This window comes from Reichenbachiella agarivorans (assembly GCF_025502585.1).
Lineage (GTDB): Bacteria > Bacteroidota > Bacteroidia > Cytophagales > Cyclobacteriaceae > Reichenbachiella > Reichenbachiella agarivorans.
Genome location: NZ_CP106679.1, coordinates 1,693,265 through 1,719,321 on the forward strand (window position 1 = coordinate 1,693,265; position 26,057 = coordinate 1,719,321).

A 26,057-nucleotide genomic window follows, 5' to 3' on the forward strand; every position below is an offset into this window, starting at 1 on the left:
AATTATGCGCCTGTTACCACCTTAGCAAATCGTATGACTTTGTCGCCAAGTAGGTATCCCTTCTCCACTACATCTACGATCTTACCTTTCAATTTTTCTTCTGGGGCTGGGATCTGTGTGATGGCTTCATGTTTTTCCAAATCAAACTCACCTCCGATTTCAGCCTCTACTGCTTTTACTCCTTTGGACTCCAAGATGCTCGTGAGCTTGGCGAACACCAAATCCACGCCTTCTTTTACAGACTTCAAATCAGCCTCTTCGGTCATAGACTTTCCTGCTCTTTCGAAATCATCGACTACAGGAAGCAATGCCTGAAGCAAGCTTTCGTTGGCCGTGGTGATCAAATCCAATTTCTCTTTGGAAGTTCTTCTTCTGAAGTTTTCAAACTCAGAATACAATCTCAAATATTTGTCTTGAGACTCTTTCAACTCCGCTTGCAACTTATCTTCAACAGAAAGTTCTTCTTTCTGCTCTTCCTTTTCTTCTTCTTGAGATTCAGTACCTTCTACTTGATCTAGTACTTCTTCGTTGATCTCTGCTTCTTGAGACTTATTGTCAGCCTTGTTTTTGCCTTTTGCCATTTTTGTCAAAAATTAATTGCTTCCGTACATAGTCAATTACTTTGCCAATGTCGGATTTGTGTCATTATGTCTTGAAATGTGAAAATCTGTGTCTTTCAGCGCCTGCTTAGTTCAATTTTTCCCAAAGCATGTCTTTGAGTTTGTCCAAGTTGTAGTGGGCTACACTGGATATGAAAATGGATGGGACTCCTTTGGGCAATTCCTTCTTCATCTCGTCTATCAAGTCCTCGTCCAACATGTCAGACTTGGTGATGGCCAAAAGGCGCTCCTTGTCTAGCAGTTCGGGGTTGTACTTGGTCAACTCGCCCAGTAGAATGTCATAGTCCTTTTGGATATCGTCCGAATCAGCAGGTATCATAAAAAGCAGCATCGAGTTTCGCTCAATGTGTCGGAGAAAACGAATGCCCAATCCCTTGCCCTCAGCGGCACCTTCGATAATCCCTGGGATATCGGCAATCACAAAAGATTGACTGTCTCTGTATCCTACTACACCAAGGTTGGGTACCAAAGTGGTAAATGGATAATCCCCAATCTCAGGTTTGGCGGCTGACATCACAGATAGCAAGGTAGATTTGCCTGCATTAGGGAAGCCGACAAGGCCCACGTCTGCGAGGACTTTGAGCTCCAACAGTACCCAGTGCTCTAAACCATCTTCACCAGGCTGAGCATAGTGCGGAGTCTGGTTGGTAGCAGTTTTGAAATGGAAATTGCCCTGCCCACCTCGGCCTCCTGGGGTCAGTATGATTTCTTGACCTTCTTCTAGGATCTCTACGATGGTTTCACCTGTTTCACTGTCTTTGGCAACTGTGCCTAGCGGTACTTCGAGGATGATGTCTTTGCCCTCAGCACCTGATCTACAGCCTCCTTCGCCAGGACCACCATCATCTGCCAGCACATGCTTTTTGTAGCGCAAGTGCAGGAGAGTCCAGAGCTGTCTATTGCCGCGTAGGATGATGTGGCCACCTCTGCCACCATCGCCTCCGTCTGGTCCGCCTTTAGGGACGTGTTTTTCCCGACGAAAATGAACCGAGCCTGCTCCGCCTTTACCAGAGCGGGAACAGAATTTTACGTGATCGATGAAGTTTGATGATGCCACTTGATGAAGTTAAACCTGACTGAGTCAGGAGTTATTAGAAAACTGTTAATTGAAAGTAGTCAAGAAAGTCTCAACCATTGTGTTTTTGTAACGAAGAAAGGTTGCCTTGCAAAGTTTATATACTCTCAGGACAACCTTTATTTTCTTATATTGATCAAAATCAGAATTTGTCTATGACAGCACTGATCTCCTGAAATATATCATTTATACTACCTACTCCGTGTATTTGGTTGAACTTGTTTTGCTCATTGTAAAAATTGGCAACAGGGAGTGTTTCGTCTTTGTAAACCTGAATTCGGTTGTTGATTTTTTCTTCGTTTTGATCGTCTGCTCTGCCAGAAGTTTTTCCTCTATCTAGGAGTCTTTTCTTCAATTCTTCATCCGGAACCTCCAAAGCAACCATACCACTGATGGTTGTATCAAATTCCTTCAGCATGTCGTCCAAAGCTACGGCCTGAGGCACTGTCCTAGGAAATCCATCGAAAATGAAGCCTTTGGCATCTGTAGTCGAAGCAATCTTGTCTTTGACCATGTCGATGACAAGAGAATCAGGCACCAAATTGCCCTCATCCATGTATTTTTGAGCCAATTTGCCCAAATCGGTTCCTTCTCCGAGATGTTTTCTGAATAGGTCACCCGTGGATAAATGTGCCAAATTGTATTTTTCAATCAATTTTTCACTCTGAGTTCCTTTCCCTGCACCTGGAGGGCCAAATAGTACTACGTTTAACATAATGTGTTTAATATATGCGTAAAGCTTGAAAAAGGGGTCAAATATAACAAAAATCCATTCAGAATCTTACTCCTCTATTTGATAGAGGTCGACCAATGATCTACCATATCCTTTGTAGTCCATGCCGTAGCCTATGACGAAATCATTTGGAATGGATTTTCCGATGTAGTCTATAGGGATACTTTTATTGTAAACATCTGGCTTGTGAAACAAAGTCAGGATCTTGACGGATTCGGCGCCTTCGTTTTCTAGCGAGGAAATAATGTGTGCGAGTGTGTTGCCCGTATCGACAATGTCCTCTACGATCAAGACGTGTTTTTGATCCAAATCTTCATCCAGGCCAATCAGTTTTTTGACCTTCCCAGTTGATTTTTGACCGTCATAAGAGGCCAATTTCAAAAAACTGATCTCTGGGTCAATGCTCATTTTCTTGACCAAATCAGATAGAAAAATAAAAGAACCATTGAGAATCCCCAGCAAAACCACCGTCTTGTCTTGGTAGTCTTTGCTGATTTGATCTGCCAGTTGGCTGACAATTTCTTCTATCTCCTTGTTGTCTAGGTATTTCTTGAATTTTTTATCCTCGATTTGGATCATGATGGGTCGTCTTATTTTAGATCGGCAATTTACAGGTTCTCCATGAGATATTTGTACAAATCGATCATTGCCTCTATGTCCTTTTTATGAACTTTTTCGTCGGGAGAGTGGACGAAGTCTTCTGGTGCTCCCACAAAGCACCAATCGATGGGGTAAGGCGAGGCTTGGATTTCTCGTCCGTCACTACCTCCACTGCGCTCCACCTCGATTTGAAACGGCACATCTGATTGCTCTGCCAGTTCTATGATTTTGTTGATGTAGGACTTGCGAGGCACGCTCATGTCGCGCATAGAGATGACTACTCCTTTACCTGGCAGTACGCCCTCCGTCACCCATGTGATGTCGGATACCAATGCCTGTTTGACATGGCAGTGCTCATAAATGAACTTGCAAAGAAACGGAACCGTGCCTCCTCCATGCTCTTCGCCACAAGAGAATACAATCAATCCATCTTTGAGTGTCTCTGCAACCTTGAGGGCAGAGAATACCCCTAGTCGGTTATCTAGGTAGCAGGATTGTATGTAATTTTTGGTTTCACGAAAATCACACTTGAAGACCAATTCTGTCCCAGTATCGATCCCACGACCGAAATCATAGAAGAGATAACCCTCGTCTTCTTTGAGTTTGCACTCAATAGGCCCCATACTGTCCTGACCCACGAGTTCATAGCCCGTCTCAGCTTCGGGGCTACCGATGGGTACCAACTGGTTTTCATAGCGGACGGTGAAGCCAATCGAATCTAGGTGAGCGAAGATGGCTGTGCGTGGTTTTCCGAATTTGAGAATCAAACAATCTTGGAAAGCTGCACCATGAATCAACTCCGGCCGGGTGTGCCACGAGGAACTGTTGGTTTCCACGTATTCGATAATAAAATCTTTCATAGCGATCTCATTGCCAGATGGAGCAAACACCTCGCAGAGTTCGTTGAGCAACTGATAATCTGAACTATCCATATAAATTTTATTCTGGACACAAAATTCATTCTTTTTCGTTCATATCAAACCACATTGTTGTTTTACTTCGCACACTCATGGTCACAGAAATCCTCAAATATCTCAGTATTTATCTAGGCAGTATGCTCAAAATCATGGTTGGCCCTGTACTAGGTCTGACCTATGACTACAATATTTTCATCACAGGGACGCTGACTGCACTTGGCATGATGACGAGTGTGTACCTGATCACTTTTTTTGGAGCCAATATTCGTCACTATAGTCAGGCAATCTTGAATAGAAAACGCAAAAACATATTCTCCAAAAAGACACGTCAGTACGTGAGGATCTGGCAAAAATACGGTGTGCCTGGAATCGCCTTTCTTACCCCAGTGCTTTTCATGCCTATCGGTGGAGCAATTATCGCCAATGCCTTTGGTGGCAAAAAGGCCGACATTTTCAAATACATGTGGATCAGCAGTTTGTTTTGGTCGTATTTCCTCGCATGGCTGGTTAGGTTCGCAGGAGACCTGCTTCCTTTTTTGGGCTTGACTGGAGGTGTATGAACAAGGTACCTATCCGTACCAATTCAAAAATTAAGACTATACCTTATACAAAAAAAGACAGCTACACACATGTGCAGCTGTCCAAGCAATTCGCCAATTGCTACAGTCATGAAGTCTTAATGTCTGTCTTTTCTTAGGTTTTGGTAGAAGACTTTTGTTTCTGCGTATTTCTCTTGTCTTTTGATTCTTCCAGCTACACCAGCGAGGTTTAGAGAAGCCTTCATTTCCACAACTGGCAATTGACTGATGAATCTTGCAGATACTCCTAGTGCTAGATTTTCTTTGACGTAGTATTCTGCGATTGCTGCAAAGGTGATGACGACTTTGTCTGTGTCAACCATGCCTGCTCTGGCATTGATTCCTGCGACTAGGTTCTTTGTACCTAATAAATATAGAGTAGTGTAAATGCCTGTGTAATTGGCAGAAGTAGTAAATGAATTTGAAGTGTCTGAGTTTTCTGAATTTTCATTTTTACCTAGGTAACGGTTTCTTTCATAGTAGGCCCCAACTTCGATGTCTCCAATGGTACCTGGTAGCAAGAATCCCATGGATGTACCTATGTCACCGAGTCCACGGCTAGGCATAGAGTAGAGAGAGAGTTTTAGGTCTTGTCCGAAAGTATAGTGAGTGATAGAAACCAAGATTGAGATTGCGATAAATACTTTTAGCTTTTTCATGATATTTAGATTTTGGCGTTTTGTAATTTGTTATAATTCAAAAGTCGCTCAACAAAGGCTCAATTGTAACTCGTGATTTCCGTAATTAAATCTTTGCTAGATTCTCGTATACTGGGGTATACTATTGAAAAAGGTTGATTAGGTAGGGTTTGTGTAGGTTTATCAAGCGAAAGGCTGCCGCCAAGTCCACTTCTTGTGTTTCATTTTGTGCAACATTGAGATTGTGGTAATCCTCTACACTTCACAAAATCAGCTCAATGGCGATGATCTCTATATCTCTCTCCCATGTAAGCTTTGTTCGACTCTCATGTAAACTTACTTCGGGTGTCATGTAAGCTTACATTGAGGCTCATGTAAGCTTACATGAGGGTTCAAGTAAACTTACTTCAAGGTCAAAGTAAGTTTACTTCAGAATTTTGCTTGCTACTCCGCTGAGAAACCCTCGTTTTACCCACGATTTCGCAATTATATGATTGATTGAGGGCAGCAAGGGCTTTTCTCAATCCAGATGATAGAGTAATCGAGCCATACCAAAGGCAGATCCATCCATCACTTCCTATAAAAAAACTCTCCCCACTGTCTGAAAAATCAAAATTCTTTGCCTTGATTTCCTACCTTTACTTCATGAGTAAACCTGATAAAAAATTATTCCTGTTGGATGCGTATGCATTGATCTACCGTGCGCACTTTGCCTTTAGCAAGAACCCCAGAATCAATTCCAAAGGAGTCAATACCAGTGCCGTTTTTGGTTTTATGAATTCTCTCTTGGAGATTTTGAAGAAAGAAAAGCCTACTCATATAGGTGTCGCTTTTGATACGAGCGCACCGACTTTTCGCCACATTCAGTTCCCTGAGTACAAAGCACACCGCGAAGAAACCCCCGAAGACATCCGTACAGCTACGCCGCTGATCAAGGATATCTTGAAGGCCATGAACATCCCGATTCTCTTGCTGGATGGTTTTGAGGCGGATGATATCATCGGCACGCTCGCCAAGGCTGCTGCTCGCAAGGGTTTTGAAGTATTCATGATGACACCCGACAAGGACTATGCACAGCTGGTCGAGGAGCATATCTACCTCTACAAACCTGCCTACATGGGCAATGGTGTGGATGTATTGGGGATTCCCGAAGTGCTGGCCAAGTTTGAGATCGAAAGCGTAGATCAGGTACGTGACATCCTCGGACTGGAAGGCGATGCAGCGGACAACATCCCTGGCATCCCTGGAGTGGGCAAGAAAACCGCCATCAAGTTTCTACAACAGTATGGTTCGCTCGAAGGACTGCTTGCCAACACAGCAGAGCTCAAAGGCAAGATGAAAGAAAAGGTCGAAGAGTTCGGCGCACAAGGCATCTTGTCCAAAGAACTTGCGACCATCAAAATTGACGTACCGATTGTCTTTGACGAGGATGATTTGATCCACTGTGAACCCAACGAAGAAGCAGTCAAAAAAATATTTGAGGAACTGGAGTTCCGCACGATGCTCAAGCGAATCTTTGGAGAAGACAGCAGTGCTGCAACACCAGTGACAGAGGGCAAGAAAAAAACTACAGCTACCGATACCCAACAGTTGGGACTCTTCGGAGCAGTAGAATCCAAGCCTGTACAAGAGGAAATGCCCAGCGAAAAAGGCAACATCGCGACCGTGGAGCATGAATACCACCTAATGGACTCGCCTGCACTCAGAAAATCCCTCGTCAAATACCTGCTGCTGCAGGAGGAATTTTGTTTTGATACCGAGACGACCAGCATCAACCCTGAGGAGGCCGAATTGGTAGGGATAGCCTTTTGCTACCAAGCACACGAGGCATATTATGTGCCACTACCCGAAGATCAACAGGAAGCACAAGCCATCGTAGAGGAGTTTCGTACCGTGCTAGAAAACGAAGAGATTGTCAAGATCGGTCAGAACCTGAAATATGACATTCAGGTGATGAAAAACTATGGAGTGGAAGTCAAAGGCAAGCTCTTTGATACATTGCTGGCTCACTATCTGATTGACCCAGATTCCAGACACAAGATGGATGTGTTGGCGGAGAACTACCTGCACTACACTTGCATCCCGATCGAAGACCTGATCGGCAAAGGCAAGTCCCAACTCAACATGCGTGACATTGATGTAGATCGGGTGGTGGATTATGCCGCAGAAGATGCTGACATCACTTTCCAACTCAAACACAAACTAGCACCCTTGATTGCAGAGAATCAATTGGAAAAACTCCTGCATGAAGTGGAAGAACCTCTGAGCATCGTGCTGGCCGACATGGAATACGCAGGCGTCAAGATCGATCTAGACGTATTGGCAGCCATGTCCAAGGACCTCAATGGACTCAGTCTCACTGCTCAAGACAAGATATTCGAACTAGCAGGCGTAGAATTCAACATCAACTCACCCAAGCAAATGGGAGAAATCCTCTTTGACAAAATGAAGTTGATCGAAAAACCAAAAAAGACCAAAACAGGCCAATATGCCACGGGAGAAGAAATCCTGTCCAAGCTGGCCAGTGAGCATGAGATTGCTGATCGGATATTGGAGTTTAGGGAATACCAAAAGCTGAAATCTACCTATGTAGATGCCTTGCCTCTGTTGATCAGCAAGAAAGATGGCCTGATCCATACAGACTACAGACAGGCTGTGGCTGCCACAGGCCGCTTGAGCTCCAACAATCCCAACCTACAGAATATCCCGATCCGTACGGCAAAGGGAAAAGAGATCCGAAAGGCTTTCGTCCCTAGGAGCAAGGATTTCAAAATATTCGCAGCGGATTATTCTCAGATCGAGTTGAGGATCATTGCGGCATTCGCCAAAGACGAAAGCATGATTGATGCCTTCAAAAACGGCAGAGACATTCATGCCACTACCGCATCCAAGGTCTTCAAGGTACCCATGGAGGAGATGACTCCCGACGTGCGACGCAAGGCCAAGGAAATCAACTTCGGACTCATCTACGGTATTTCAGCTTTTGGTCTATCCCAAAACATAGGCATCAGCCGTACCGAAGCTGCCGAGATCATAGAGGCCTACTTCAAGGAGTTTCCCGGTATCAAACGCTACATGGACGATACCGTCAACCAAGCCAAGGAACTGGAATACGTCGAGACCATCATGGGGCGCAGGAGATACCTGCGAGACATCAACTCTCGCAATGCAACCGTCCGTGGATTTGCCGAGCGAAACGCCATCAATGCTCCGATCCAAGGCAGTGCCGCAGACATCATCAAAGTAGCCATGATCAACATCCACGACTGGATGAAAAAGGAGAAACTCAAGTCCAAGATGACCATGCAGGTGCATGATGAATTGGTCTTTGATGCGCATGTCGACGAACTAGAGTTGCTCAAAGTCAAAGTGGAGGAATTCATGAAAAATGCCATCGCATTGGATGTACCGATGGAGATAGGAATGGGCGTAGGAGACAATTGGCTAGAGGCGCATTAATCAAGGACTTAGCGCTTTCTGAAAAAATGAATTTGCGTCGGATTATAAACCATTGAAATGCTTCAAAAAAAACACTTTTGTCATTTTGATGTAAGGAAACCAGCATGCAAATAATCTAAATAACAATCGTTTAGGTTTCTTCTTACATGTCAACACCATTTTTGTTGTGTTAAAATCAGCCTCTTCATCAAACCAATACACTTGAAAAGCTGCTATTTCTTAATAGAAAGCCAGTCAGGTTTAGTACGATGGCAGAGGTAGCAAATAATTCAAATAACCCTGATTTGAATTATCAGGATTTCATATAAATTTGGTAAACTATACATTCTAACCTAACATGAAAAAACTATTCTTAGCACTTTCCATTGTGCTGCTATTGCTTGCTGGCTTTGCTGGTTATATCAACTATCAAGGTATCCCTAGCTACGAAGTGAAACTCACAGACTACCACGCCTCTATGACTCCCGAGGCGATTGAAAGAGGCAAAAAATTGACCTTGATGCTTTGTGCAGGGTGTCACATGGATCGACCTACTGGCAAATTGATTGGGACACAAATGCTAGATGCTCCTCCAGAATTTGGTAAGATATACTCTCGTAACATTACCCAAGACAAGGAGCATGGCATAGGCGACTGGACAGATGCGGAGCTCCTGTATCTGCTGAGAACAGGTGTCAAACGTGATGGACAATACATTCCTCCCTACATGGCCAAACTCACTGTGATGGCAGACCAAGATGTGGATGCGATTATTTCTTTTCTTCGATCTGATGATCTATTGGTTGCTGCTGATCCTAGTCCAGGTCACGATTCTGAGGTTGCTTTTCTGACCAAATTGCTCAGCCATCTGGCGTGGAAACCTATGCCTATGCCAACACAAGAAATTCCCATGCCAGACAGCACCAATGAAGTACAATTGGGTAAGTACCTTGCACAAAATTTGGAGTGCTTTTCTTGCCATTCAGCAGATTTCAAAACGAACAATTATCTCAACCCTGAGAAAAGTGACGGTTATTTTGGAGGTGGAAATGCGACTTTGAATCAAAAAGGTCAAGTGATCCGCACTGCCAATCTCACCCCTCACGAAACGGGGTTGGGTGATTGGACACAAGAAAAGTTTGTGAAGGCATTGAGGTTTGGATTGAAGCCTGGGGAGCATGCTCTTCGTCCTCCGATGTATCCATATACACATCTGACTGATGGTGAAGCTGCGGCCATCTTCAAATATTTACAAACCATAGACCCCATAGACAATAAGGTAGACAGGGTATTTTATGATTAATGACATGTCCTTAGTCAATTAAGTAAACTGCGCAGATTGACTGCTTAGGTGGTTTTTTCTTTCTAGGTGATTCACCTATTCGTATAGAGGAATACATGAAATTGAAGGAAAACCATGTTTGTACGTATAAATAATATCCAATTTCTCATTTTTTAGCATCTACTTTGCATCTCCAACCCGTAAGTATGGTCGTAGGTCTGAGCAAGACTAGATCGCAGCACTTAATATCTAAGCAAAATGAGAAAAATTATTGCAGCATTAATTTTAATGTCATGGGTGACGTATGCGTCATTTGGGCAATGCCCAACTAGCGGAACAATTACCTCCAATTGTACAACAACGGGAAACCTAACAGTTAGTGGTGGGACACTTACTGTTAATTCAGGTGTCATCGTTACAATAAGTGGAACACTTAATTTGAACAATGGGGGAACCATCAATTCTGCTACTGGTGCAGTCATAAATGTAAACACATTATCTGAAGGGTATGGCGGGCCAAACTCAATAAATGGCGGCACACTCAATGTGTCAAATACTATGACAGTAGGAGGTGGTGGTGCTTTTACTATGAATGGAGTTGATCTGACAGTAACAGGATCTATATCTGTTTCAGGAACCACAATACAAATATTAAATTCTAGTGTTCAATCCTCTTCTTTTGAAACGAACTTAAATAGTTTCATAGTGACTAATAGTACACTGACCACAACTGGAACAGGAGAATTAGAAATTGAAGACGCAACGATCTCCAATTCTACTTTTAATGTTGGTGGGTTTCTCGAGGTTGCTGGTGGAACGAATACTGCTTCAAACTCTGTTTTCAATGTAGGTCAAGGATACGCAGTAACTACTGGTGTTACAGGTATGACTATGAATGGGGGAGGATCCTTAGCACTCACCGATAACTCTACAATGGATATTATCGGAGATGTCACAAACAATGAATTCTATATTGACAATTCAGATGTTGTAATATCTGGTGATTTTGATAATGCTGGAAATGAAGTTCTGGTAGTAAGCAATGGTGGTACTATTAAAATTGGTGGAGACTATAACAATAGTGGTAGTGGTAACACAACTGTAGAAGACGGTGGAATTCTTGAAGTAGATGGTGATTACAACAATTCTGGAGGAGGTAGTACGGATGTTAATGGTGGTGGATTAGTTGTTGGAGGAACGTATACTGGAACGGCCCCTACCGGCACTGATGGAGCTGAAGGTTGTAGTGGAGGAGGAGGAGGGTGCTGTGGAGCAGCATGCTATTCACTTCCAGTTGAGCTAATTAATTATCATGTTGAAACCAAATTAGATCAAGTTAAATTAACTTGGCAAACAGCTACAGAACAGAACAACGACTTTTTTAATATTTACAGATCCAACAATGGCAGAGACTTTGATCTTATCACAAGTATAGCTGGAAATGGAACCACCAATGAAATCTATAATTACCAATATATTGACTACCCTCCGATTGCAGGTATTTATTATTATCAACTAGAGCAAGTGGATTATGATGGGAAGAATGAGTTTTTCGCTATCAAGCAAATAAATTTCAATTTGGCTCAAGCCAACCAAGAAATGCTGATTTATCCTATGCCCTTGAGAGCTACTGAGGATTTTTATATTCGTTATCCAGAAAGCAACGAAAGTGTTTCTGCTAGATTGTATGATCTCTCAGGTAGCATGCAATTGGAACTAAACATCGAGCGAGAATCTGATCGGATCAAATTTTTGACATCTGAGTTGGGACTCAGATCGGGTATCTACATGGTTCAGATCCAAGTGGGACAACACATCACCAACCAAAAGATTAGATTGAATTAAAGAACCAGAGTTCGATTTTGAATAACCCTTCAAAGGCTTCTTTGAAGGGTTTAGTAAACCATTCGTTTTGTCTATGATCTGGAATGAGAACTCTTGAAGGGTTTTTCTGCTCCGTTTATCAAAAGGTTATTTGGTCATTTTAATTTTGCCCTATTGTGGATCATGAGTTCTCTTTAGGAATCAAACTCAGGTTAGGAGCTAGTGCTCTCAAGATATGGTGCCAAGAGCCGGGGTATTAGACAAAGTCTGATGTTCTGGCTCTTGGTCTTTGGAATTGTGCTATGTGGTGTGAGGCAACTTAATGTTCATTAAAGTTGTAAGCCTCTTTGGTTTCTTCTAACTCGCTCAGAAGCAAACAAGTCTCAGACAATTGATTTTCGAGTAGAGACTTTAAAAATACATCATACTCCTTGTCGTTGGATCGAAGGAGTGTTCTGTACATTTCGATCAATTCCTCCTCTCTTCTGACTAGAAAACTGAGGATTTCGCCCTCGTTGTTTTGTATCAGGATATGCTCTACCTCGATACCTATTTTCTCCAAAGTAGCTTTGAGGCGATTGGCTAGGCTGAGATTGTGGTGTTCGATATCTACTTCTACGAGTTTGCTGATGTCTTCAATAAATTTTGTCTTTCGATCTGCGAGCATCAGTATTTGTTCGGTCATGGGTTCGTCGTGTACACGAGATGATGCTTTGCAATAAATCTCCCTGGCTAATACGAGTTTGTCAATCAGGTTTTGTAATTCTGGGGTGAGAGCCTTCATAGTTTTGATAGTTTTATTGAAAATGGAATCACAGGTCGTGATTCATCTGGTAGACGATCGACCAAGAACTATGCCGAGGGCTAATGGGTTGGATAGGGCACGTTTTTCACCCAAAAGTGAGGGTAATTGATGAATTATTCCACACATTTTGAGTCACGATTGTTGCGTTTGTTGCCCAGTGGTTCAACAGCTTTGGAGACTTGTCTACAAGCTCATTCTTTCTTTAAACTTGGAGGCTTGGCGTCTACTCACCTCGACTTTGTCTCCTCCTTTGAGTTCTACCATCAGGCCACCGTTGAACCAGGGTTCTATTTTTTCTACCCAACTGAGATTGATGATGTGCTTGCGGCTGGCACGAAAGAAAGCTTTGGGATCAAGTTTCTCATCCAGTGCGTTGAGGGATTTGTGTATCATAGGCCGCACCGAATCAAAATAGACTTTGATGTAGTTGCCGTCGGACTCGAACATTCGCACCTTGTCCAAGCGTACAAACCAGCACTTTTCGCCGTCCTTGACGAATACTTGGTCTGTATGGGATAGTTTCTGCTGGGGTTCTCCAGCATGAATGGTCGATTTTTTATGCTCATCGAGGAGCTTTTGTACTACTCTTGCCAGACGATCAGTCTCGATGGGTTTGAGCAAGTAGTCGAAGGCATTGACTTCAAAGGCCTTGATAGCATACTGATCATAGGCTGTGGTGAACACAACCAACGGCGTCCTGTCTAGCTCTGCCAGTAGATCAAAGCCGGATTTTTCGGGCATCTGTATGTCTAGGAATATCAGGTCAGGTTGGTGCTGGTCTATCAGTTCCAATGCTTCGTCTGCGTTGGTTGCCTCTGCGACTATTTCGATTTCGCTGTGAGTCTGTAGTAGTGAGGTGAGTTCTTTTCTAGCGAGCCTTTCGTCATCTATGATGATTGCCTTCATATCAGTATTCCTTTGGGATGCTTATTTCGGTCAGCACGACATTGTCTTCTTCGTTGAAGATCCGCAGTGTTGCCTTGTTTTCATAAATCAGTTTCAATCTGTCCACCGTATTTTGTAAACCAGTACCGTGTCCTTTTTCCAGTGTATTGGATGCATTGTAGTGTCCATTGTTGCGAATCTGCAAGATCATGTTCTCTCCCTCATAATACGTCTTCACAGCTACTTTTCCTCCATTTTTTAGTTTGGAAATCCCATGTTTGACACTGTTTTCTACGAGCGTTTGAATCATCATGGGCGGCACTTTGTTGGTCAAGGTTGCCACATCCAAATCAAGAGCTACGGTTAGTCTTTCCTCAAATCTAATCGACTCCAATCCAAGATATGCCTTGACAGTTTCCATTTCCTCCTCCAGTGAGACCAATCTCTTTTTTTCTACAATGAGTGTATTCCTAAAGATACTGGATAGTTGTGTAATCGCCATCTTGGATTTGAGGGGGTCTTCGTCCACGAGTGCCTTGATGCTGTTGAGTGCGTTGAAGATGAAATGTGGGTTGAGCTGCGATCGCAGGTGTTGGAGTTCAGCTTCTTTGATCACGGCTTCATATTGCAGTGACTTGTTGTATTGTTCGAAAAACTGATAGGTAAAATAGACCAACGACCATAGGAAATAAATAGCCATTGGACCTAAAATCCCAAACAAAATATTGATGATCCGAAACTCTACGGACACCATCAAGATCCCCATGAGATAAGAGACCAACAGCAGCAAAAAATAATTAACCACAGACAACAGCAGGTTGCTGGCTATCACAACTGGAATCAGTTTGGAAATACGAAATGACACCCACTTTCCTCGTTTGATCACGGCGCGTAGCAGATGAGTCGATAGCACGTAAAAAAGAATCTGTAGCAGGACGATCGAAAACTCCTTGCCATCAAATCGTCCACTCTGAAAAAAGTAGATCCCAAAATTGAGAAGTCCATAAATCGACCATCCCATAATCTGACACCACCAATAGATACTCTGTTTTGTCATCGACATGTTGCCAAGGTAGTAGATTTACCAGAAAGGTAAAAGCTACAATAAGATGTGGTGATGGTTTTTATGATTAGCGGTGACATGCTTAGATTGAGTAAGGAAATCAGCTCAAATGAATCTTTACACCTAAGACTTTCTCAAAAAACATGTGAATTCTAAAGGTCTGTTCTGCACCCAGTTTTTGTCCAAATTGAGATAGCAAGTAAAGCAAGGCTCCCACGATGACGAAACATGCTGCAACCCAAATTGCCCAAGGATAAGAACCGAGCATCAACTGAGAATAACCGTATATCAGCGCAAAGAGACCTAAAATCCCTGCCGAAGCATAGCTAAATGTGAAAATGGCCCAAATAGATGGACTAGGTCCATAATAACCCCGGACTACCGTTTTGTCCAACTCTTCGTCCAAATTCAAATTGAGTTGGGGAGACCAAAAATGTTGTTCTGCCGCAGGAATCCTGATCACCAAGGTATGATGTGCAAACACAATTTGACAGGGGCATTCAGCAGACTCCTTCTCTGTTTTGAACAGTGTCTTGATTTCCTCAACGCTGTATGCAGAATCTATCTTGAATCGGGGTCTGACACGGATGCTGGTCATTGGACAGGAAGTAGGTCCTTGGGTCTGGATAAATACCTATCTCCTATCCATGTGTAGACCCAACCAAAGGTGGCGCAAGAGATGTGAATGAAAGAGATATGACCATTGTTGCCCAAAACTGTCAAATTGAAGATTTCGAAGGCAAAAACGAGCGACCATAAGAACCACTTCTTGCTGCTGTAGTAAGAGAGTGCCCCGATGATGGCAAATATACCAACAGAGCCTCCCATCCAGCTACGTGCAAATCCATAGCTTACAAAATGATGGTCTGGCCAATAGAGTAGCAAGGTATTGAACAACGAACCTGTGAATAGACCTATGAAGACATAAGAAGCAAAGTAAATCTTGATCGTACTCTTGGTACCATGCTGCTCTTCGTAGGATTGTACTGGGAAGAAAAATCCAAAAATCGTCACAAACAAAATGTGTACAAAATCATTGTGAAACCACGCCGTGGTAAAACAAGTCATCATAAAGTGCCCAAAATCAGATTTGAATTGTCCCATCCACATGGTCATGCTACACATGAATTGGATTTCCCATGGGCCATCACAGTTTTTACGTGAAGCAAATCCAAAAAATGCGAGAAGAATCCATACGATAGCAAGGTACGACAGGGTGAATTTTCTTGACCACAACCACTCTCTGAATGAGGTCATGTTTTCACCATACTTGTTGGTCCATGGCCACTGATAGGGCACCCAACGTTTGTCATATTTCGTCTCCTTCATCTCTACTTTATCCACCATTCCCTGTTCTAGTTGAGATGCAAAACAAGTTAATTTGTTAAGAATTGGACAACTCAGTAGCCAAATATTTGGCTGTGTAACAATTATTTAACGCAACGACCTCTTCTGGTGTCCCTTCTCCGACTATCATACCGCCGCCTACACCGCCTTCTGGCCCGAGATCAACGATATGGTCAGCTACTTTGATCACGTCGAGGTTGTGTTCGATGATCATGACCGTGTTGCCTTTCTCCACTAGGATATTCAATACCTCCAATAGCAACTTGATGTCTTGAAAGTGGAGTCCCGTCGTGGGTTCGTCCAGTACGTAAAAGGTCTTGCCAGTGTCTTTTTTAGAAAGCTCAGTTGCCAATTTCACTCGCTGTGCTTCTCCTCCTGACAGAGTGGTAGCATGCTGACCTAGCGTGACATAGCCTAGTCCCACATCACTCAAGGTCTGGATTTTACGAACAATTTTGGGTTGGAACTCAAAAAACTCGACTGCCTGCTCGACAGTCATATCTAACACATCGGCTATTGACTTGCCTTTGAAGCGTACCTCAAGTGTCTCTCGGTTGTACCTTTTGCCTTTACAAGTTTCGCAAGGGACGTGTACGTCTGGCAAGAAATCCATTTCGACGAGTTTCATCCCAGCCCCTTCACAGTTTTCGCATCTACCTCCCTTGACATTGAATGAAAATCTACCAGGTTTGTAGCCTCTGATTTTCGCCTCAGGCAACTGGGTGAATAAACTCCTGATATCTGAAAAAACACCTGTATATGTCGCTGGATTGGATCGTGGTGTTCGGCCTATAGGTGACTGATCCACCTCTATGATTTTGTCCACGTGATCGACTCCTTCGATTGACTCAAAGGCCAAGGGTTCTTTCTTGGATCGGTAAAATTTCTTGTTGAGGATGGGGACGAAAGTCTCATGGATCAAGGAAGACTTACCACTACCTGACACCCCTGTCACCGCAATCATTTTGCCCAAAGGCAACTTCAAGGTCACATTTTTGAGGTTGTGTCCAGTAGCTCCAGTAAGTTTGATTTCTAGGCCATTGCCTGCACGCCTGACCTTGGGGACTTCAATTTTCAATTTCCCATTGAGGTAGCCTGCCGTACTGGTGTTGTTTTTGAGGAACTCTGCTGGTGTACCCTGTGCTACGACCTGACCACCATGACGACCAGCACCTGGACCAATGTCGATGATGTAGTCCGAGTCCAGCATCATGTCCTTGTCATGCTCCACGACGATGACGGTGTTGCCTAGGTCGCGTAGGTCTTGCAGCGCCTTGATCAGTTTCACATTGTCCCGCTGATGCAACCCAATGCTGGGCTCATCCAAAATGTACAACACACCGACCAACTGCGTACCAATCTGAGTCGCCAAACGGATGCGTTGTGCTTCTCCACCAGACAGTGTTCTCAACGGACGATTCAGCTCTAGATAATTTAAGCCTACGTCCAGCAAGAAGCCCAAACGTTTTCTGATTTCCTTCAGAATCTCTGCTGCGATCAGGTTTTGGCGTTCATTCAATCTTTCTTCTACATCCACAAACCACTCGGTCAGTTCCTCTATATTCATGGATGCCAACTCAGCAATGTTCTTCTCTGCGATTTTGAAATGCAAAGACTCTTTTTTCAGTCTCTGTCCTTCGCAGCTAGGACAGGTGCTGCTGGAGGTAAAATCTTTGATCCATTTTTGGATTTTATCTGTACCTGTTTCTTGTTGCTTTTCGAGGAAGTGAACAATGCCCTCAAATTTTGTATTCCAGTCTGTACCAGGATATTTTTTGGAACTAACAGCCACAGGCTCATCTGCACCATACAATAAGACATCCAGCACTTCCCTTTTCATGTCTTTGATTGGGGTGGTCAATTTGTATTTGTACTGTTTGAGTATCGCTTCTATTTTTTTGAAAATCCAGATATCTCTGAAGTCTCCCAAGGGAGCAAATCCTCCGCGGCTGATGCTCAATTCTGGGTCTGGAATGATGTTAATCTCTTCTATCTTATCAATTTGTCCCAATCCGTTGCATTCTGGACATGCGCCATAGGGGGAATTGAAAGAGAACATGTTGGGGGCAGGGTCGTCGTAGGCCAATCCTGATTTGGCATCCATGAGATGCTTGGAAAAATGGTGTTCCTTGCCTGATTCATCTAGCACCATGATGATGCCCTTGCCATGATGAATGGATGATTTGATTGAGGCATTGATGCGTGCACGATCCTTGTCGCCGACCTTGATGCGATCGATGACAATCTCAATATCGTGCGTTTTGTAGCGATCCACTTGCATCTTGGGTGTCAAATCCGTGATCTCACCATTGATTCTGACTTTGGTGAACCCCATCTTGGCGATTTGCACAAATAGTTCTCTGTAGTGTCCCTTTCGACCTTTGACTACTGGAGCAAGCAAGGTAATTTTTTGACCATCGAAATAGGAAAGCACATGATGAAGAATCTGTTCTTCGGTTTGTTTCTCCATTTTCTCACCAGTGACGTAAGAGTAGGCAATGCCTGCTCTGGCATACAGCAAGCGCAGAAAATCGTACACTTCAGTCACAGTACCAACAGTCGAGCGAGGATTTTTGGAGGTAGTTTTTTGTTCGATAGAGATCACAGGTGACAGACCGTTGATTTTGTCTACATCTGGGCGCTCCATGTCGCCCATAAAGCTCCGCGCATAGGCAGAAAAGCTCTCCATGTACCGGCGCTGACCCTCGGCATAGATTGTGTCAAAGGCCAATGAAGACTTGCCACTACCGCTGATTCCCGTGATCACGACCAATTGCTCGCGCTTGAAGCGAACATCTATATTTTTGAGATTGTGCTCTCTCGCTCCGAAGACCTCTAGGTAATCACTGTGCTCGGGCACCCATGAATTGTTGTCTTCTTGCGTTTTGTTTTCTTTTACCTGCATAACTATTCTGCGCTTGATACCAGTACGGTAAATTTCTGCCCTTTTTTGACTGTCATCTTATAATCCCTGATCCATGGATTGAGTTGCTTGAGTTCGTAAAAAGTCATCTCATGACTCTCTGCAAAATCATTCCAATCCTCTATATCCTCCTCTACCGACACGGGTCTTGATGCGGGCATTTGATACAAATCTGTGCTGTCCACCGCAAAACTATAGTCTGCGGGGTTCTCCAAGAGATTTTTGATCGCGATGATTCTAAAAACGTAGCGAGACGGCTCTTCGCTGACAATCATATCGTAGTAGCTTTTGGCTCTTTGGTTTTTTGCTACTTGTGATACGCCCCTCATTCCCATGTTATAAGAAGCAGCTGCCATGGTCCAATTCCCGAATTTTTGATGGGCCTTTTTAAAGTACTTGGCGGCTGCCACAGTGGATTTGATAGGGTCATAGCGCTGGTCTACTTGGTGGTTGACGATCAGACCAAAATCTTTGGCTGTCCCGCTGAGAAACTGCCAGAAACCTACAGCATTGGCAGGGGAAATGGCGTTTTGAAGTCCGCTCTCTGCTACTGCCAGATATTTGAAATCTGCAGGGACACCGTTGGCCCGAAGGGTCGAATCTATCACAGGCAGCCACTTGTTGGCTCGCTTGATGAGGATGATGGCGTTGGAGTGCCAAAAGGCGTTGACCTGAATCTCTCTGTCTAGGCGCTCTTTGACGTCTGGTCGACCCATAGGGACTTCTTCTCCCGCAAAACTGATTTGCTCTGGGAGTGAATATCCAGAAATGACGGCATTGTTGAGGCGTGGAGTCACAGGTTCTAGAGGCAAAAGTGCTTCTGTCTGCAATTCTTTTTGTGCTGGCTCAGGCTTGATGAAGTAAATCAATACCCCACCCAGCACCAGACCCAACAACAAATACCGAATTTCTTTGAGCATACTTTAGATCAGAAAATTTGGTGAAAGATTGTAGTTGTTGTAGAACTCGTCGATCACAGCCACTGCATCGGATGCCGTGTCTACGATGTGAAATAGATCCAAATCTTTGGGACTGGCATTGCCATTTTTTTCTATGATGACGTTTTTGATCCAATCGATCAGTCCCGACCAAAACTCTGTACCGACTAAGATGATTGGGAATTTCCCGATTTTTTCTGTCTGAATCAAGGTCATTGCTTCAAACAACTCATCCAGTGTACCAAAGCCACCTGGCATGACGATGAAGCCTTGTGAATACCTCACGAACATGACTTTGCGGACAAAGAAGTAGTCAAAGTTGATGAATTTGTCTTGATCAATGTAGATGTTGCCATTTTGCTCAAAGGGTAGTTCTATGTTCAAACCGACAGATTTTCCAGACTCACTGTGTGCGCCTTTGTTGCCAGCTTCCATGATGCCAGGTCCCCCACCTGTGATCACGCCATAGCCATGTCGGACTAGTTTGGCGCCAATCTCTTCGGCCATGTGATAGTAGGGGTGGTCAGGCTTGGTTCTTGCCGATCCAAAGATGGATACGCAAGGACCTATTTTAGCTAGTTTTTCAAAGCCTTCGACCATTTCGGCCATCACTTTGAATATGACCCACGAATCAATGCTTTTGATTTCGTTCCAATCCTTTTTTTTGAAGGCCTGTCTGATTTTTTTTTCGGTTTCTCCGTTGATAGAGTTTTCTCCCATTCCCATTTCCTTATGCTATTTTGATGAATCTTTTTTCGCAAGGAGCGCAAATTTACACATTATCGACTTCAAGCTCAGTCTGAAGTGAGAATATCCTTGATGGCGTCCTCTGCGCTAGTGAATTTAAATTTGAAGCCACTGTCGATGACTTTTTGATTGGATATATGGTGACCTTCCAATACGATCTCAGCCATCTCTCCTAACAATATTTTGAGTACAAACTCAGGCACATTGGGCATCCAAAGAGGTCTGCGTAGTGCACTGGCGATCAATTGTGTCAACCGAAGATTGGTGACGGGATCATTGCCCACGGCATTGTACGCCCCTACGGTCGCCTTGTTGTGCATGAAATATTCGATCATGGCCGCCAAATCATCTACATGTATCCAGTTGCAAATCTGATTGCCACTACCGAGTGCCGCACCGACACACCATTTGATTGGTTGTGCGATTTTATCCAATGCACCTCCTCTGGAGGAAAGTACCAAGCCAATGCGTGGTTTGACCACTCTGATGCCTAAATCCGCAATTTTGTCTGCCTCTTTTTCCCAGTCAATGGTTACTTCGGCCAAAAAGTCTTTTCCTTCTGCATCGTCTTCTTTTGACCAATGAGAAAAGGGTTCATAGCCATAATAGCCAATAGCAGAGGCACAAATAAATGTTGCAGGTTTTTGTTTGCGCTTGGACAGAACTTCATAAAAGAGTCTTGTCGAGTCAATTCTGCTGTCATAGATTTCCTTCTTCCTTTTTTCTGTCCACTTGTGTTCGGCGACACCTGCACCTGCTAGATGAATGATCACTTCTACGCCATCCAACGCTCCCTCTTCGATGTAGCCAGACCGAATGTCCCATTCGAAAACTTCGGCGGTCAAATGCTTAAAATGATTGCGGCTTAGCAGTCTGACAGTGTGACCTTTAGCAATTAACAATGCCGTTAGATGAGATGCTACCAAACCATTACCCCCTGTTATGAGTACTGTCATATGCAAATGTGTTTTTATTGACTTAATTCAATATTAAATCTTTAACGAGATACATTATTAAAGTTATTCACTATTTTAGGAATTAGTCTAAATCAAAATTTAGTTAATGGATTTTTCTCTTGAGTCATATCAGCAACTAGTCATACTCAGCCTTGGATTTGCTGTGATTTGCATCGCAGCGTCTCGAATTGCACCCATCTTTCAGAAGATCAATTTGCCTATCATCACGGGGTTTTTGGCAACTGGGGTTTTGGCAGGCCCGTACATTTTGGATCTGGTGCCCAAGGAATCAACTCATCAACTCAATTTTATCAATGAAATTGCCTTGGCATTTATTGCATTTGCGGCGGGATCAGAGTTGTATCTCCGTGAATTGCGCTCTCGCTTTAGAAGCATCAAATGGAATACAATTAGCCAATTGGTTTTTACTTTCGGGTGTGGTAGTCTGTCTGTATTTTTTCTTTCTGACCTGATACCTTTTATCAAGGGGATGGATTTCAGTACCAAACTCAGTGTGTCATTGCTTGCTGGGGCAATTTTTGTGGCGAGATCACCTACGAGTGCCATCGCCATCATCAACGAACTCCGAGCCAAAGGGCCACTGACACAAACTGTGTTGGGCGTCACTGTGTTGACGGATTTTTTCGTCATTATTCTTTTTGCGGTAGCCATGTCGTTTGCCGTCAGCCTGTCAGGAGGCAACAGTTTTAACTACATCAGCATTATTTTACTATTGATTGAAATTGCCGTGTCGTTGGGTATTGGGTTTTTGTTGGGAAAGGTACTCAATATGACTATTTCGCTTAGGATCAGGCGGTTTGTCAAGTCTATCTTGATCATTGCGCTGGGTTATTCTGTGTATTTGCTCAAATTCTATTTGCAAGAGTTGTCGGCGGGATTTATGTCTCATGCCTTTACGATTGAGCCATTGATTATTTGCATCATTGCGAGTTTTTATGTAGCGAACTACACGAAAAATCGTCCGGAATTTCTGTCCATACTGGACAAAACTTTTCCCCTGATCTATGCAGCATTTTTTACTTTGACTGGGGCATCTCTTTCGCTCTATGCACTTATGGATGCTTCGTTGGTGGCTTTGTTGTTTTTCTTCATCAGGCTTTTATCTATCATGGCGGGCAATTATTTCGGAGGAATGATGGCGGAAGACCCATGGGCTCAGATCCATGTAGGGTGGATGCCCTATATCACGCAGGCAGGTGTTGCACTAGGATTGACTGCTGTGGTTTCTAATGAATTTCCTTCGTTTGGACCTGATTTTGCGGCTTTCATCATTGCCATCGTTGTGATCAATGAAATCGTAGGTCCACCTCTGTTCAAATACGCCATCACCAAGGCTGGTGAAAACCGAAACAAAGGTTCGTTCAAATATGACGGGATACGCGATGCTATTATTTTCGGATATGAATCTCAAAGTGTTTCGTTGGCTCGTCAGCTGATGAACAATGGCTGGCAAGTCCAAATCGCTACCCGCAAAAAACCAGAAGAAATAGAGGTGCCTGATGGGATTGTTCTCAGACACATTGAGCAAGTCGATCTTGAAACACTCAAAGTCATGCATGCTGACAAATCAGAAGCGATTGTTTGCCTCATGTCTGACCGACGAAATCTCGAAGCTTGTGAATTGGCCTACAAACATTTTGGGACACCAGATATGATCGTCAGGCTTGGCGATAGATCATATTATGATAAATTTTTGGCACTAGGCGCCAGAGTGGTCGATCCTTCTACAGCAATCGTCAGTTTGCTCGATCACTACGTGCGATCACCACAGGCTACCTCTCTCTTGCTGGGTATGCAGCCAGGTCAGGATACCAGAGACATGGAGCTACAGGATCCAAGCTTGCATGGGATCACGCTGCGTGATCTTAGGTTACCTTCTGACGTATTGATTTTGTCCATCCACCGTGGAGGACAAATGATTATTTCTCACGGATTTACGCGGTTGAGAGTTGGAGACGTAGTGACTTTTGTTGGGTCTACCGAGAGTCTCAATGTGATGCAGTTGAAGTTTGATCACTACTCCTCGTAAGCCCAGTCGATACCTGTCTTCATGTCTTTGAGGACAATTCCTTGGGCTTTGAGGCTGCTGCGTAGGACGTCTACTTTGTCGTAATCTTTTTGCTCTTTGGCCGCTGCATATTCTTTGATTACTATGTCCATCAGGCTTTCTACATCTAGATTAGATTCTTCTTTCAATCCCAAAATGTCCAAGACGAACTCTTCGTAGGTTTGCTTCATGCGTTGGAATGTCTCAATACCGATTTCTGCTATGGTTAGATTCTGTGTATGGACATTGTTGATTTTCTTGAGCAGGTTGAACAAATGGCCGATGGTCAATGCGGTATTGAAGTCATCATTCATGGCGCGGTAGCAGTTGTCACAAATTTGATTGATTTGCTGTGCTGCTTTTTCATTGAGTGCTCCATCTGTGTCGGGCAACTCAATATTTCTCAAGGTCTTTAGACCATTGACGAGTTTTCTGTAGCCTTTTTGTGCGGCAAACAATGCTTCGTTGGAGAAATCCAAGGTGCTCGCATAGTGTGATTGCAACATAAAGAACCGTACAGTCATCGGGCTATAGGGTCTATCCAATAACTCATGCTTCCCGCTAAAAAGCTCGTGTGGCAAGAAAGAATTATTGAGCGACTTGCTCATTTTTTGGCCATTCACCGTGAGCATGTTGGTGTGCAACCAATACTTCACTGGATCGTGACCATGAGCTCCTATGGATTGTGCCATTTCACACTCATGGTGAGGAAATTTCAAATCCATTCCTCCACCGTGTATATCAAAGGTCTTGCCTAGATATTTGGTTCCCATGACGGTACATTCCAAATGCCATCCTGGGAATCCATCGCCCCAAGGAGACCTCCACCTCATGATGTGATCGGTACCTTCGGCGGACTTCCACAGGGCAAAATCTACAGACTCACGTTTTTCGTCTTGTCCGTCCAATGCACGGGTGTTGGACAACAAATCTTCAATTTTTCTTCCCGACAATTTCCCGTAGTTGTGATCTTTTTGGTAGGCATTGACATCAAAATACACCGAGCCATTGACTTCATACGCCAGTCCTTTTTCGATGAGCAGTTCTATCAACTCAATTTGCTCCAAGATATGTCCTGTTGCACTAGGCTCAATGCTCGGAGGTAGCGCGTTGAATTTTTCCATCACTTGATGAAAATCCTGGGTGTAGCGTTGCACTACTTCCATGGGTTCGAGGTTTTCCAGTTTGGCTTTCTTACCAATCTTATCTTCTCCCGCATCGGCATCATTGACCAAATGCCCCACATCGGTGATGTTGCGGACATAGCGCACCTTATAGCCCAAATGCTTGAGGTATCTAAAGATCACATCGAAGCTGACAAAAGTCCGGACATTGCCCAAATGCACATCGCTGTACACCGTCGGTCCACATACATACATCCCCACGAATGGAGTGTGCAAGGGTTCGAACAATTCTTTTTTACCAGAAAGGGAGTTGTGAAGTCTTAAGTCCTTGAGCATTGAAATGTTTTTTTCAAAAATTGAAGTGCAAAACTGCTTATACGAGTTGAATGAAAAAAGTTATGACATCAATTTGTTCTATAGATGAATTATACATTTGAAACTTTTTCTGAAATACGCGATCAAAAATGATCGTATGTCGCAAACCTATCTAAAAACCAGAGTACGATTTTGAATATCAGTGTTTTTGAAGAGATTAGCACACCATTCATTTTGTTTATGATCTGGTAGAGAACCCTTGAAGGGTTTTTCTGTCCTTTTTATCAATGGTCATTTTAGTTTTGCCCTATTGTGGATCATGAGCCCTCTTTAAGAATCGAACTCAGGTTAAAAATAATAAAGTTGGTCATGAGAATAAATCTCTGTTCATTTTCGACACTTCGTAATTGCATTATCTTTATACTTGAATCAAAATTCTCATTGAATTAATGAAAGGAATAGTTGTCACGGTTCTGGTATCTATGTTTTCGATATGTGCGATGGCACAAACCGATGGCAACTATGAGTACTCAAAAGAAATCATTTGGGGTATCAACAAAAACACCAATGGAGGATTGATTGGCGGTTTTATGCTCAGATGGTCAAGTGCCAGAAGCGAAAAGAAATTTCGAAACATTGGGATTGAATTGATGAATGTCAAAGATCCCCATGAGAACAGAATTTCCAATGGACAAAGTCAGTTCATCTACGGCAAGTCGCACTACCTCTATGCCATTCGCGCACAATATGGCTTTGATCATCTTTTGTTCAAAAAAGCACCTGATCGAGGCGTTCAAATCAATTTTAATTATTCCCTAGGCCCTACGATTGGTGTCATTGCTCCATATTATCTCCAAGATTTTGACGGCAACAGTCACCCTTTTAGCTATGAGCAGTTCCCTACATGGACATCTGTAGCACGAACAGGGTTTTTATTCCAAGGCCTAGGAGAGTCATCATTGACCGTGGGGGTCAATGCACGTGCCGGTCTATTATTCGAAATGGGTGCTTTCAAAAGCAACGTCACAGGTTTTGAAATTGGGGCACTCGTGGAGGGGTTTGCTCAAAAAATCGAACTGATGCCCAATGAGGAGGATAAAGCACTGTTCGTATCTGCTTATATTACCATATTTTACGGAAGAAGGAAGTAAAGTCCGCTGCAGACAATGATTAGGCTATGA

General features: G+C 43.5%; 22 protein-coding genes. 6 read left to right on the plus strand and 16 right to left on the minus strand.

Features of this window, described 5'->3' with window-relative positions; translation table 11 throughout:
* Positions 1-2: 2 nt before the first annotated feature.
* The 5 genes from N6H18_RS07095 to N6H18_RS07115 form a co-directional block, all read right to left on the minus strand.
* The gene (locus tag N6H18_RS07095) at positions 3-581 is read right to left on the minus strand and encodes a nucleotide exchange factor GrpE (protein ID WP_262311144.1); all 579 of its coding nucleotides are present in this window, start codon (positions 579-581) and stop codon (positions 3-5) included.
* Between the two features lie 106 nt (positions 582-687).
* Positions 688-1,677 carry a GTPase ObgE gene (obgE, locus tag N6H18_RS07100; RefSeq protein ID WP_262311145.1) on the minus strand — a complete coding sequence of 330 codons (990 nt, stop codon included), beginning with the start codon at positions 1,675-1,677 and terminating at the stop codon, positions 688-690.
* Positions 1,678-1,837: 160 nt separating this feature from the next.
* The gene (locus N6H18_RS07105; RefSeq protein WP_262311146.1) at positions 1,838-2,410 is read right to left on the minus strand and encodes an adenylate kinase; all 573 of its coding nucleotides are present in this window, start codon (positions 2,408-2,410) and stop codon (positions 1,838-1,840) included.
* A 66-nt stretch (positions 2,411-2,476) separates the two neighbouring features.
* Complete coding sequence (gene hpt, locus N6H18_RS07110; protein ID WP_262311147.1) at positions 2,477-3,007, minus strand: hypoxanthine phosphoribosyltransferase; 531 nt, start codon at positions 3,005-3,007, stop codon at positions 2,477-2,479.
* A gap of 29 nt (positions 3,008-3,036) precedes the next feature.
* Entirely contained in the window at positions 3,037-3,960 is a 924-nt protein-coding gene (locus N6H18_RS07115; RefSeq protein WP_262311148.1) for a M20/M25/M40 family metallo-hydrolase, read from the minus strand.
* 77 nt (positions 3,961-4,037) lie between these two features.
* Here N6H18_RS07115 and N6H18_RS07120 point away from each other — a divergent pair, with 77 nt between their 5' ends.
* On the plus strand, positions 4,038-4,505 hold the full coding sequence (locus N6H18_RS07120) for a hypothetical protein (protein WP_262311149.1): 468 nt from the start codon (positions 4,038-4,040) through the stop codon (positions 4,503-4,505).
* 116 nt (positions 4,506-4,621) lie between these two features.
* On the opposite strand, the gene N6H18_RS07125 is transcribed toward N6H18_RS07120, so the two are convergent.
* The gene (locus tag N6H18_RS07125) at positions 4,622-5,182 is read right to left on the minus strand and encodes a hypothetical protein (protein WP_262311150.1); all 561 of its coding nucleotides are present in this window, start codon (positions 5,180-5,182) and stop codon (positions 4,622-4,624) included.
* A 624-nt stretch (positions 5,183-5,806) separates the two neighbouring features.
* Here N6H18_RS07125 and polA point away from each other — a divergent pair.
* From polA to N6H18_RS07140, 3 genes are all read left to right on the plus strand, one after another.
* A complete protein-coding gene (gene polA, locus N6H18_RS07130; protein WP_262311151.1) occupies positions 5,807-8,620 on the plus strand; it encodes a DNA polymerase I in 2,814 nt (937 codons plus the stop codon).
* 337 nt (positions 8,621-8,957) lie between these two features.
* On the plus strand, positions 8,958-9,902 hold the full coding sequence (locus N6H18_RS07135) for a c-type cytochrome (protein WP_262311152.1): 945 nt from the start codon (positions 8,958-8,960) through the stop codon (positions 9,900-9,902).
* Between the two features lie 237 nt (positions 9,903-10,139).
* Positions 10,140-11,726, plus strand: coding sequence for a T9SS type A sorting domain-containing protein (locus N6H18_RS07140; protein WP_262311153.1), 1,587 nt, complete (start codon positions 10,140-10,142; stop codon positions 11,724-11,726).
* Between the two features lie 298 nt (positions 11,727-12,024).
* Here N6H18_RS07140 and N6H18_RS07145 read toward each other — a convergent pair whose 3' ends face one another.
* From N6H18_RS07145 to N6H18_RS07185, 9 genes are all read right to left on the minus strand, one after another.
* On the minus strand, positions 12,025-12,489 hold the full coding sequence (locus N6H18_RS07145) for a hypothetical protein (protein ID WP_262311154.1): 465 nt from the start codon (positions 12,487-12,489) through the stop codon (positions 12,025-12,027).
* A gap of 204 nt (positions 12,490-12,693) precedes the next feature.
* Positions 12,694-13,416: a LytR/AlgR family response regulator transcription factor gene (locus N6H18_RS07150; RefSeq protein ID WP_262311155.1), complete on the minus strand. Its 723-nt coding sequence runs from the start codon at positions 13,414-13,416 to the stop codon at positions 12,694-12,696.
* 1 nt (position 13,417) lies between these two features.
* The gene (locus N6H18_RS07155; RefSeq protein WP_262311156.1) at positions 13,418-14,458 is read right to left on the minus strand and encodes a sensor histidine kinase; all 1,041 of its coding nucleotides are present in this window, start codon (positions 14,456-14,458) and stop codon (positions 13,418-13,420) included.
* A gap of 100 nt (positions 14,459-14,558) precedes the next feature.
* Entirely contained in the window at positions 14,559-15,056 is a 498-nt protein-coding gene (locus N6H18_RS07160) for a hypothetical protein (protein ID WP_262311157.1), read from the minus strand.
* The gene (locus N6H18_RS07165) at positions 15,053-15,805 is read right to left on the minus strand and encodes a rhomboid family intramembrane serine protease (protein ID WP_262311158.1); all 753 of its coding nucleotides are present in this window, start codon (positions 15,803-15,805) and stop codon (positions 15,053-15,055) included. The genes N6H18_RS07160 and N6H18_RS07165 overlap by 4 nt, the downstream gene beginning before the upstream one ends.
* 37 nt (positions 15,806-15,842) lie before the next feature.
* Positions 15,843-18,710, minus strand: a complete 2,868-nt coding sequence (gene uvrA, locus N6H18_RS07170) for an excinuclease ABC subunit UvrA (RefSeq protein ID WP_262311159.1) — start codon at positions 18,708-18,710, stop codon at positions 15,843-15,845.
* Between the two features lie 2 nt (positions 18,711-18,712).
* A complete protein-coding gene (locus tag N6H18_RS07175; RefSeq protein ID WP_262311160.1) occupies positions 18,713-19,648 on the minus strand; it encodes a lytic transglycosylase domain-containing protein in 936 nt (311 codons plus the stop codon).
* A 3-nt stretch (positions 19,649-19,651) separates the two neighbouring features.
* Positions 19,652-20,392 (minus strand): LOG family protein, encoded by a 741-nt coding sequence (locus N6H18_RS07180; RefSeq protein WP_262311161.1) that lies wholly within the window; start codon positions 20,390-20,392, stop codon positions 19,652-19,654.
* Between the two features lie 68 nt (positions 20,393-20,460).
* The gene (locus N6H18_RS07185; RefSeq protein ID WP_262311162.1) at positions 20,461-21,369 is read right to left on the minus strand and encodes a TIGR01777 family oxidoreductase; all 909 of its coding nucleotides are present in this window, start codon (positions 21,367-21,369) and stop codon (positions 20,461-20,463) included.
* Positions 21,370-21,475: 106 nt separating this feature from the next.
* Between N6H18_RS07185 and N6H18_RS07190 the strand changes: the two genes are divergently transcribed.
* Positions 21,476-23,419, plus strand: coding sequence for a monovalent cation:proton antiporter family protein (locus tag N6H18_RS07190; protein WP_262311163.1), 1,944 nt, complete (start codon positions 21,476-21,478; stop codon positions 23,417-23,419).
* Here N6H18_RS07190 and cysS read toward each other — a convergent pair.
* Positions 23,407-24,897 (minus strand): cysteine--tRNA ligase, encoded by a 1,491-nt coding sequence (gene cysS, locus N6H18_RS07195; protein WP_262311164.1) that lies wholly within the window; start codon positions 24,895-24,897, stop codon positions 23,407-23,409. The two genes, N6H18_RS07190 and cysS, sit on opposite strands and share 13 nt — an antisense overlap.
* 428 nt (positions 24,898-25,325) lie before the next feature.
* Here cysS and N6H18_RS07200 point away from each other — a divergent pair, with 428 nt between their 5' ends.
* Positions 25,326-26,027: a hypothetical protein gene (locus N6H18_RS07200; protein WP_262311165.1), complete on the plus strand. Its 702-nt coding sequence runs from the start codon at positions 25,326-25,328 to the stop codon at positions 26,025-26,027.
* Positions 26,028-26,057: the final 30 nt, after the last annotated feature.

Bases quoted from the DNA above. Each gene is read 5' to 3' on its own strand.
- N6H18_RS07095 (WP_262311144.1), bottom strand. From the start codon at position 581: ATGGCAAAAGGCAAAAACAAGGCTGACAATAAGTCTCAAGAAGCAGAG.
- N6H18_RS07105 (WP_262311146.1), bottom strand. From the start codon at position 2,410: ATGTTAAACGTAGTACTATTTGGCCCTCCAGGTGCAGGGAAAGGAACT.
- hpt (WP_262311147.1), bottom strand. From the start codon at position 3,007: ATGATCCAAATCGAGGATAAAAAATTCAAGAAATACCTAGACAACAAG.
- N6H18_RS07115 (WP_262311148.1), bottom strand. From the start codon at position 3,960: ATGGATAGTTCAGATTATCAGTTGCTCAACGAACTCTGCGAGGTGTTT.
- N6H18_RS07120 (WP_262311149.1), top strand. From the start codon at position 4,038: ATGGTCACAGAAATCCTCAAATATCTCAGTATTTATCTAGGCAGTATG.
- N6H18_RS07125 (WP_262311150.1), bottom strand. From the start codon at position 5,182: ATGAAAAAGCTAAAAGTATTTATCGCAATCTCAATCTTGGTTTCTATC.
- polA (WP_262311151.1), top strand. From the start codon at position 5,807: ATGAGTAAACCTGATAAAAAATTATTCCTGTTGGATGCGTATGCATTG.
- N6H18_RS07135 (WP_262311152.1), top strand. From the start codon at position 8,958: ATGAAAAAACTATTCTTAGCACTTTCCATTGTGCTGCTATTGCTTGCT.
- N6H18_RS07140 (WP_262311153.1), top strand. From the start codon at position 10,140: ATGAGAAAAATTATTGCAGCATTAATTTTAATGTCATGGGTGACGTAT.
- N6H18_RS07145 (WP_262311154.1), bottom strand. From the start codon at position 12,489: ATGAAGGCTCTCACCCCAGAATTACAAAACCTGATTGACAAACTCGTA.
- N6H18_RS07150 (WP_262311155.1), bottom strand. From the start codon at position 13,416: ATGAAGGCAATCATCATAGATGACGAAAGGCTCGCTAGAAAAGAACTC.
- N6H18_RS07155 (WP_262311156.1), bottom strand. From the start codon at position 14,458: ATGTCGATGACAAAACAGAGTATCTATTGGTGGTGTCAGATTATGGGA.
- N6H18_RS07160 (WP_262311157.1), bottom strand. From the start codon at position 15,056: ATGACCAGCATCCGTGTCAGACCCCGATTCAAGATAGATTCTGCATAC.
- N6H18_RS07165 (WP_262311158.1), bottom strand. From the start codon at position 15,805: ATGGTGGATAAAGTAGAGATGAAGGAGACGAAATATGACAAACGTTGG.
- uvrA (WP_262311159.1), bottom strand. From the start codon at position 18,710: ATGCAGGTAAAAGAAAACAAAACGCAAGAAGACAACAATTCATGGGTG.
- N6H18_RS07175 (WP_262311160.1), bottom strand. From the start codon at position 19,648: ATGCTCAAAGAAATTCGGTATTTGTTGTTGGGTCTGGTGCTGGGTGGG.
- N6H18_RS07180 (WP_262311161.1), bottom strand. From the start codon at position 20,392: ATGGGAATGGGAGAAAACTCTATCAACGGAGAAACCGAAAAAAAAATC.
- N6H18_RS07185 (WP_262311162.1), bottom strand. From the start codon at position 21,369: ATGACAGTACTCATAACAGGGGGTAATGGTTTGGTAGCATCTCATCTA.
- N6H18_RS07190 (WP_262311163.1), top strand. From the start codon at position 21,476: ATGGATTTTTCTCTTGAGTCATATCAGCAACTAGTCATACTCAGCCTT.
- cysS (WP_262311164.1), bottom strand. From the start codon at position 24,897: ATGCTCAAGGACTTAAGACTTCACAACTCCCTTTCTGGTAAAAAAGAA.
- N6H18_RS07200 (WP_262311165.1), top strand. From the start codon at position 25,326: ATGAAAGGAATAGTTGTCACGGTTCTGGTATCTATGTTTTCGATATGT.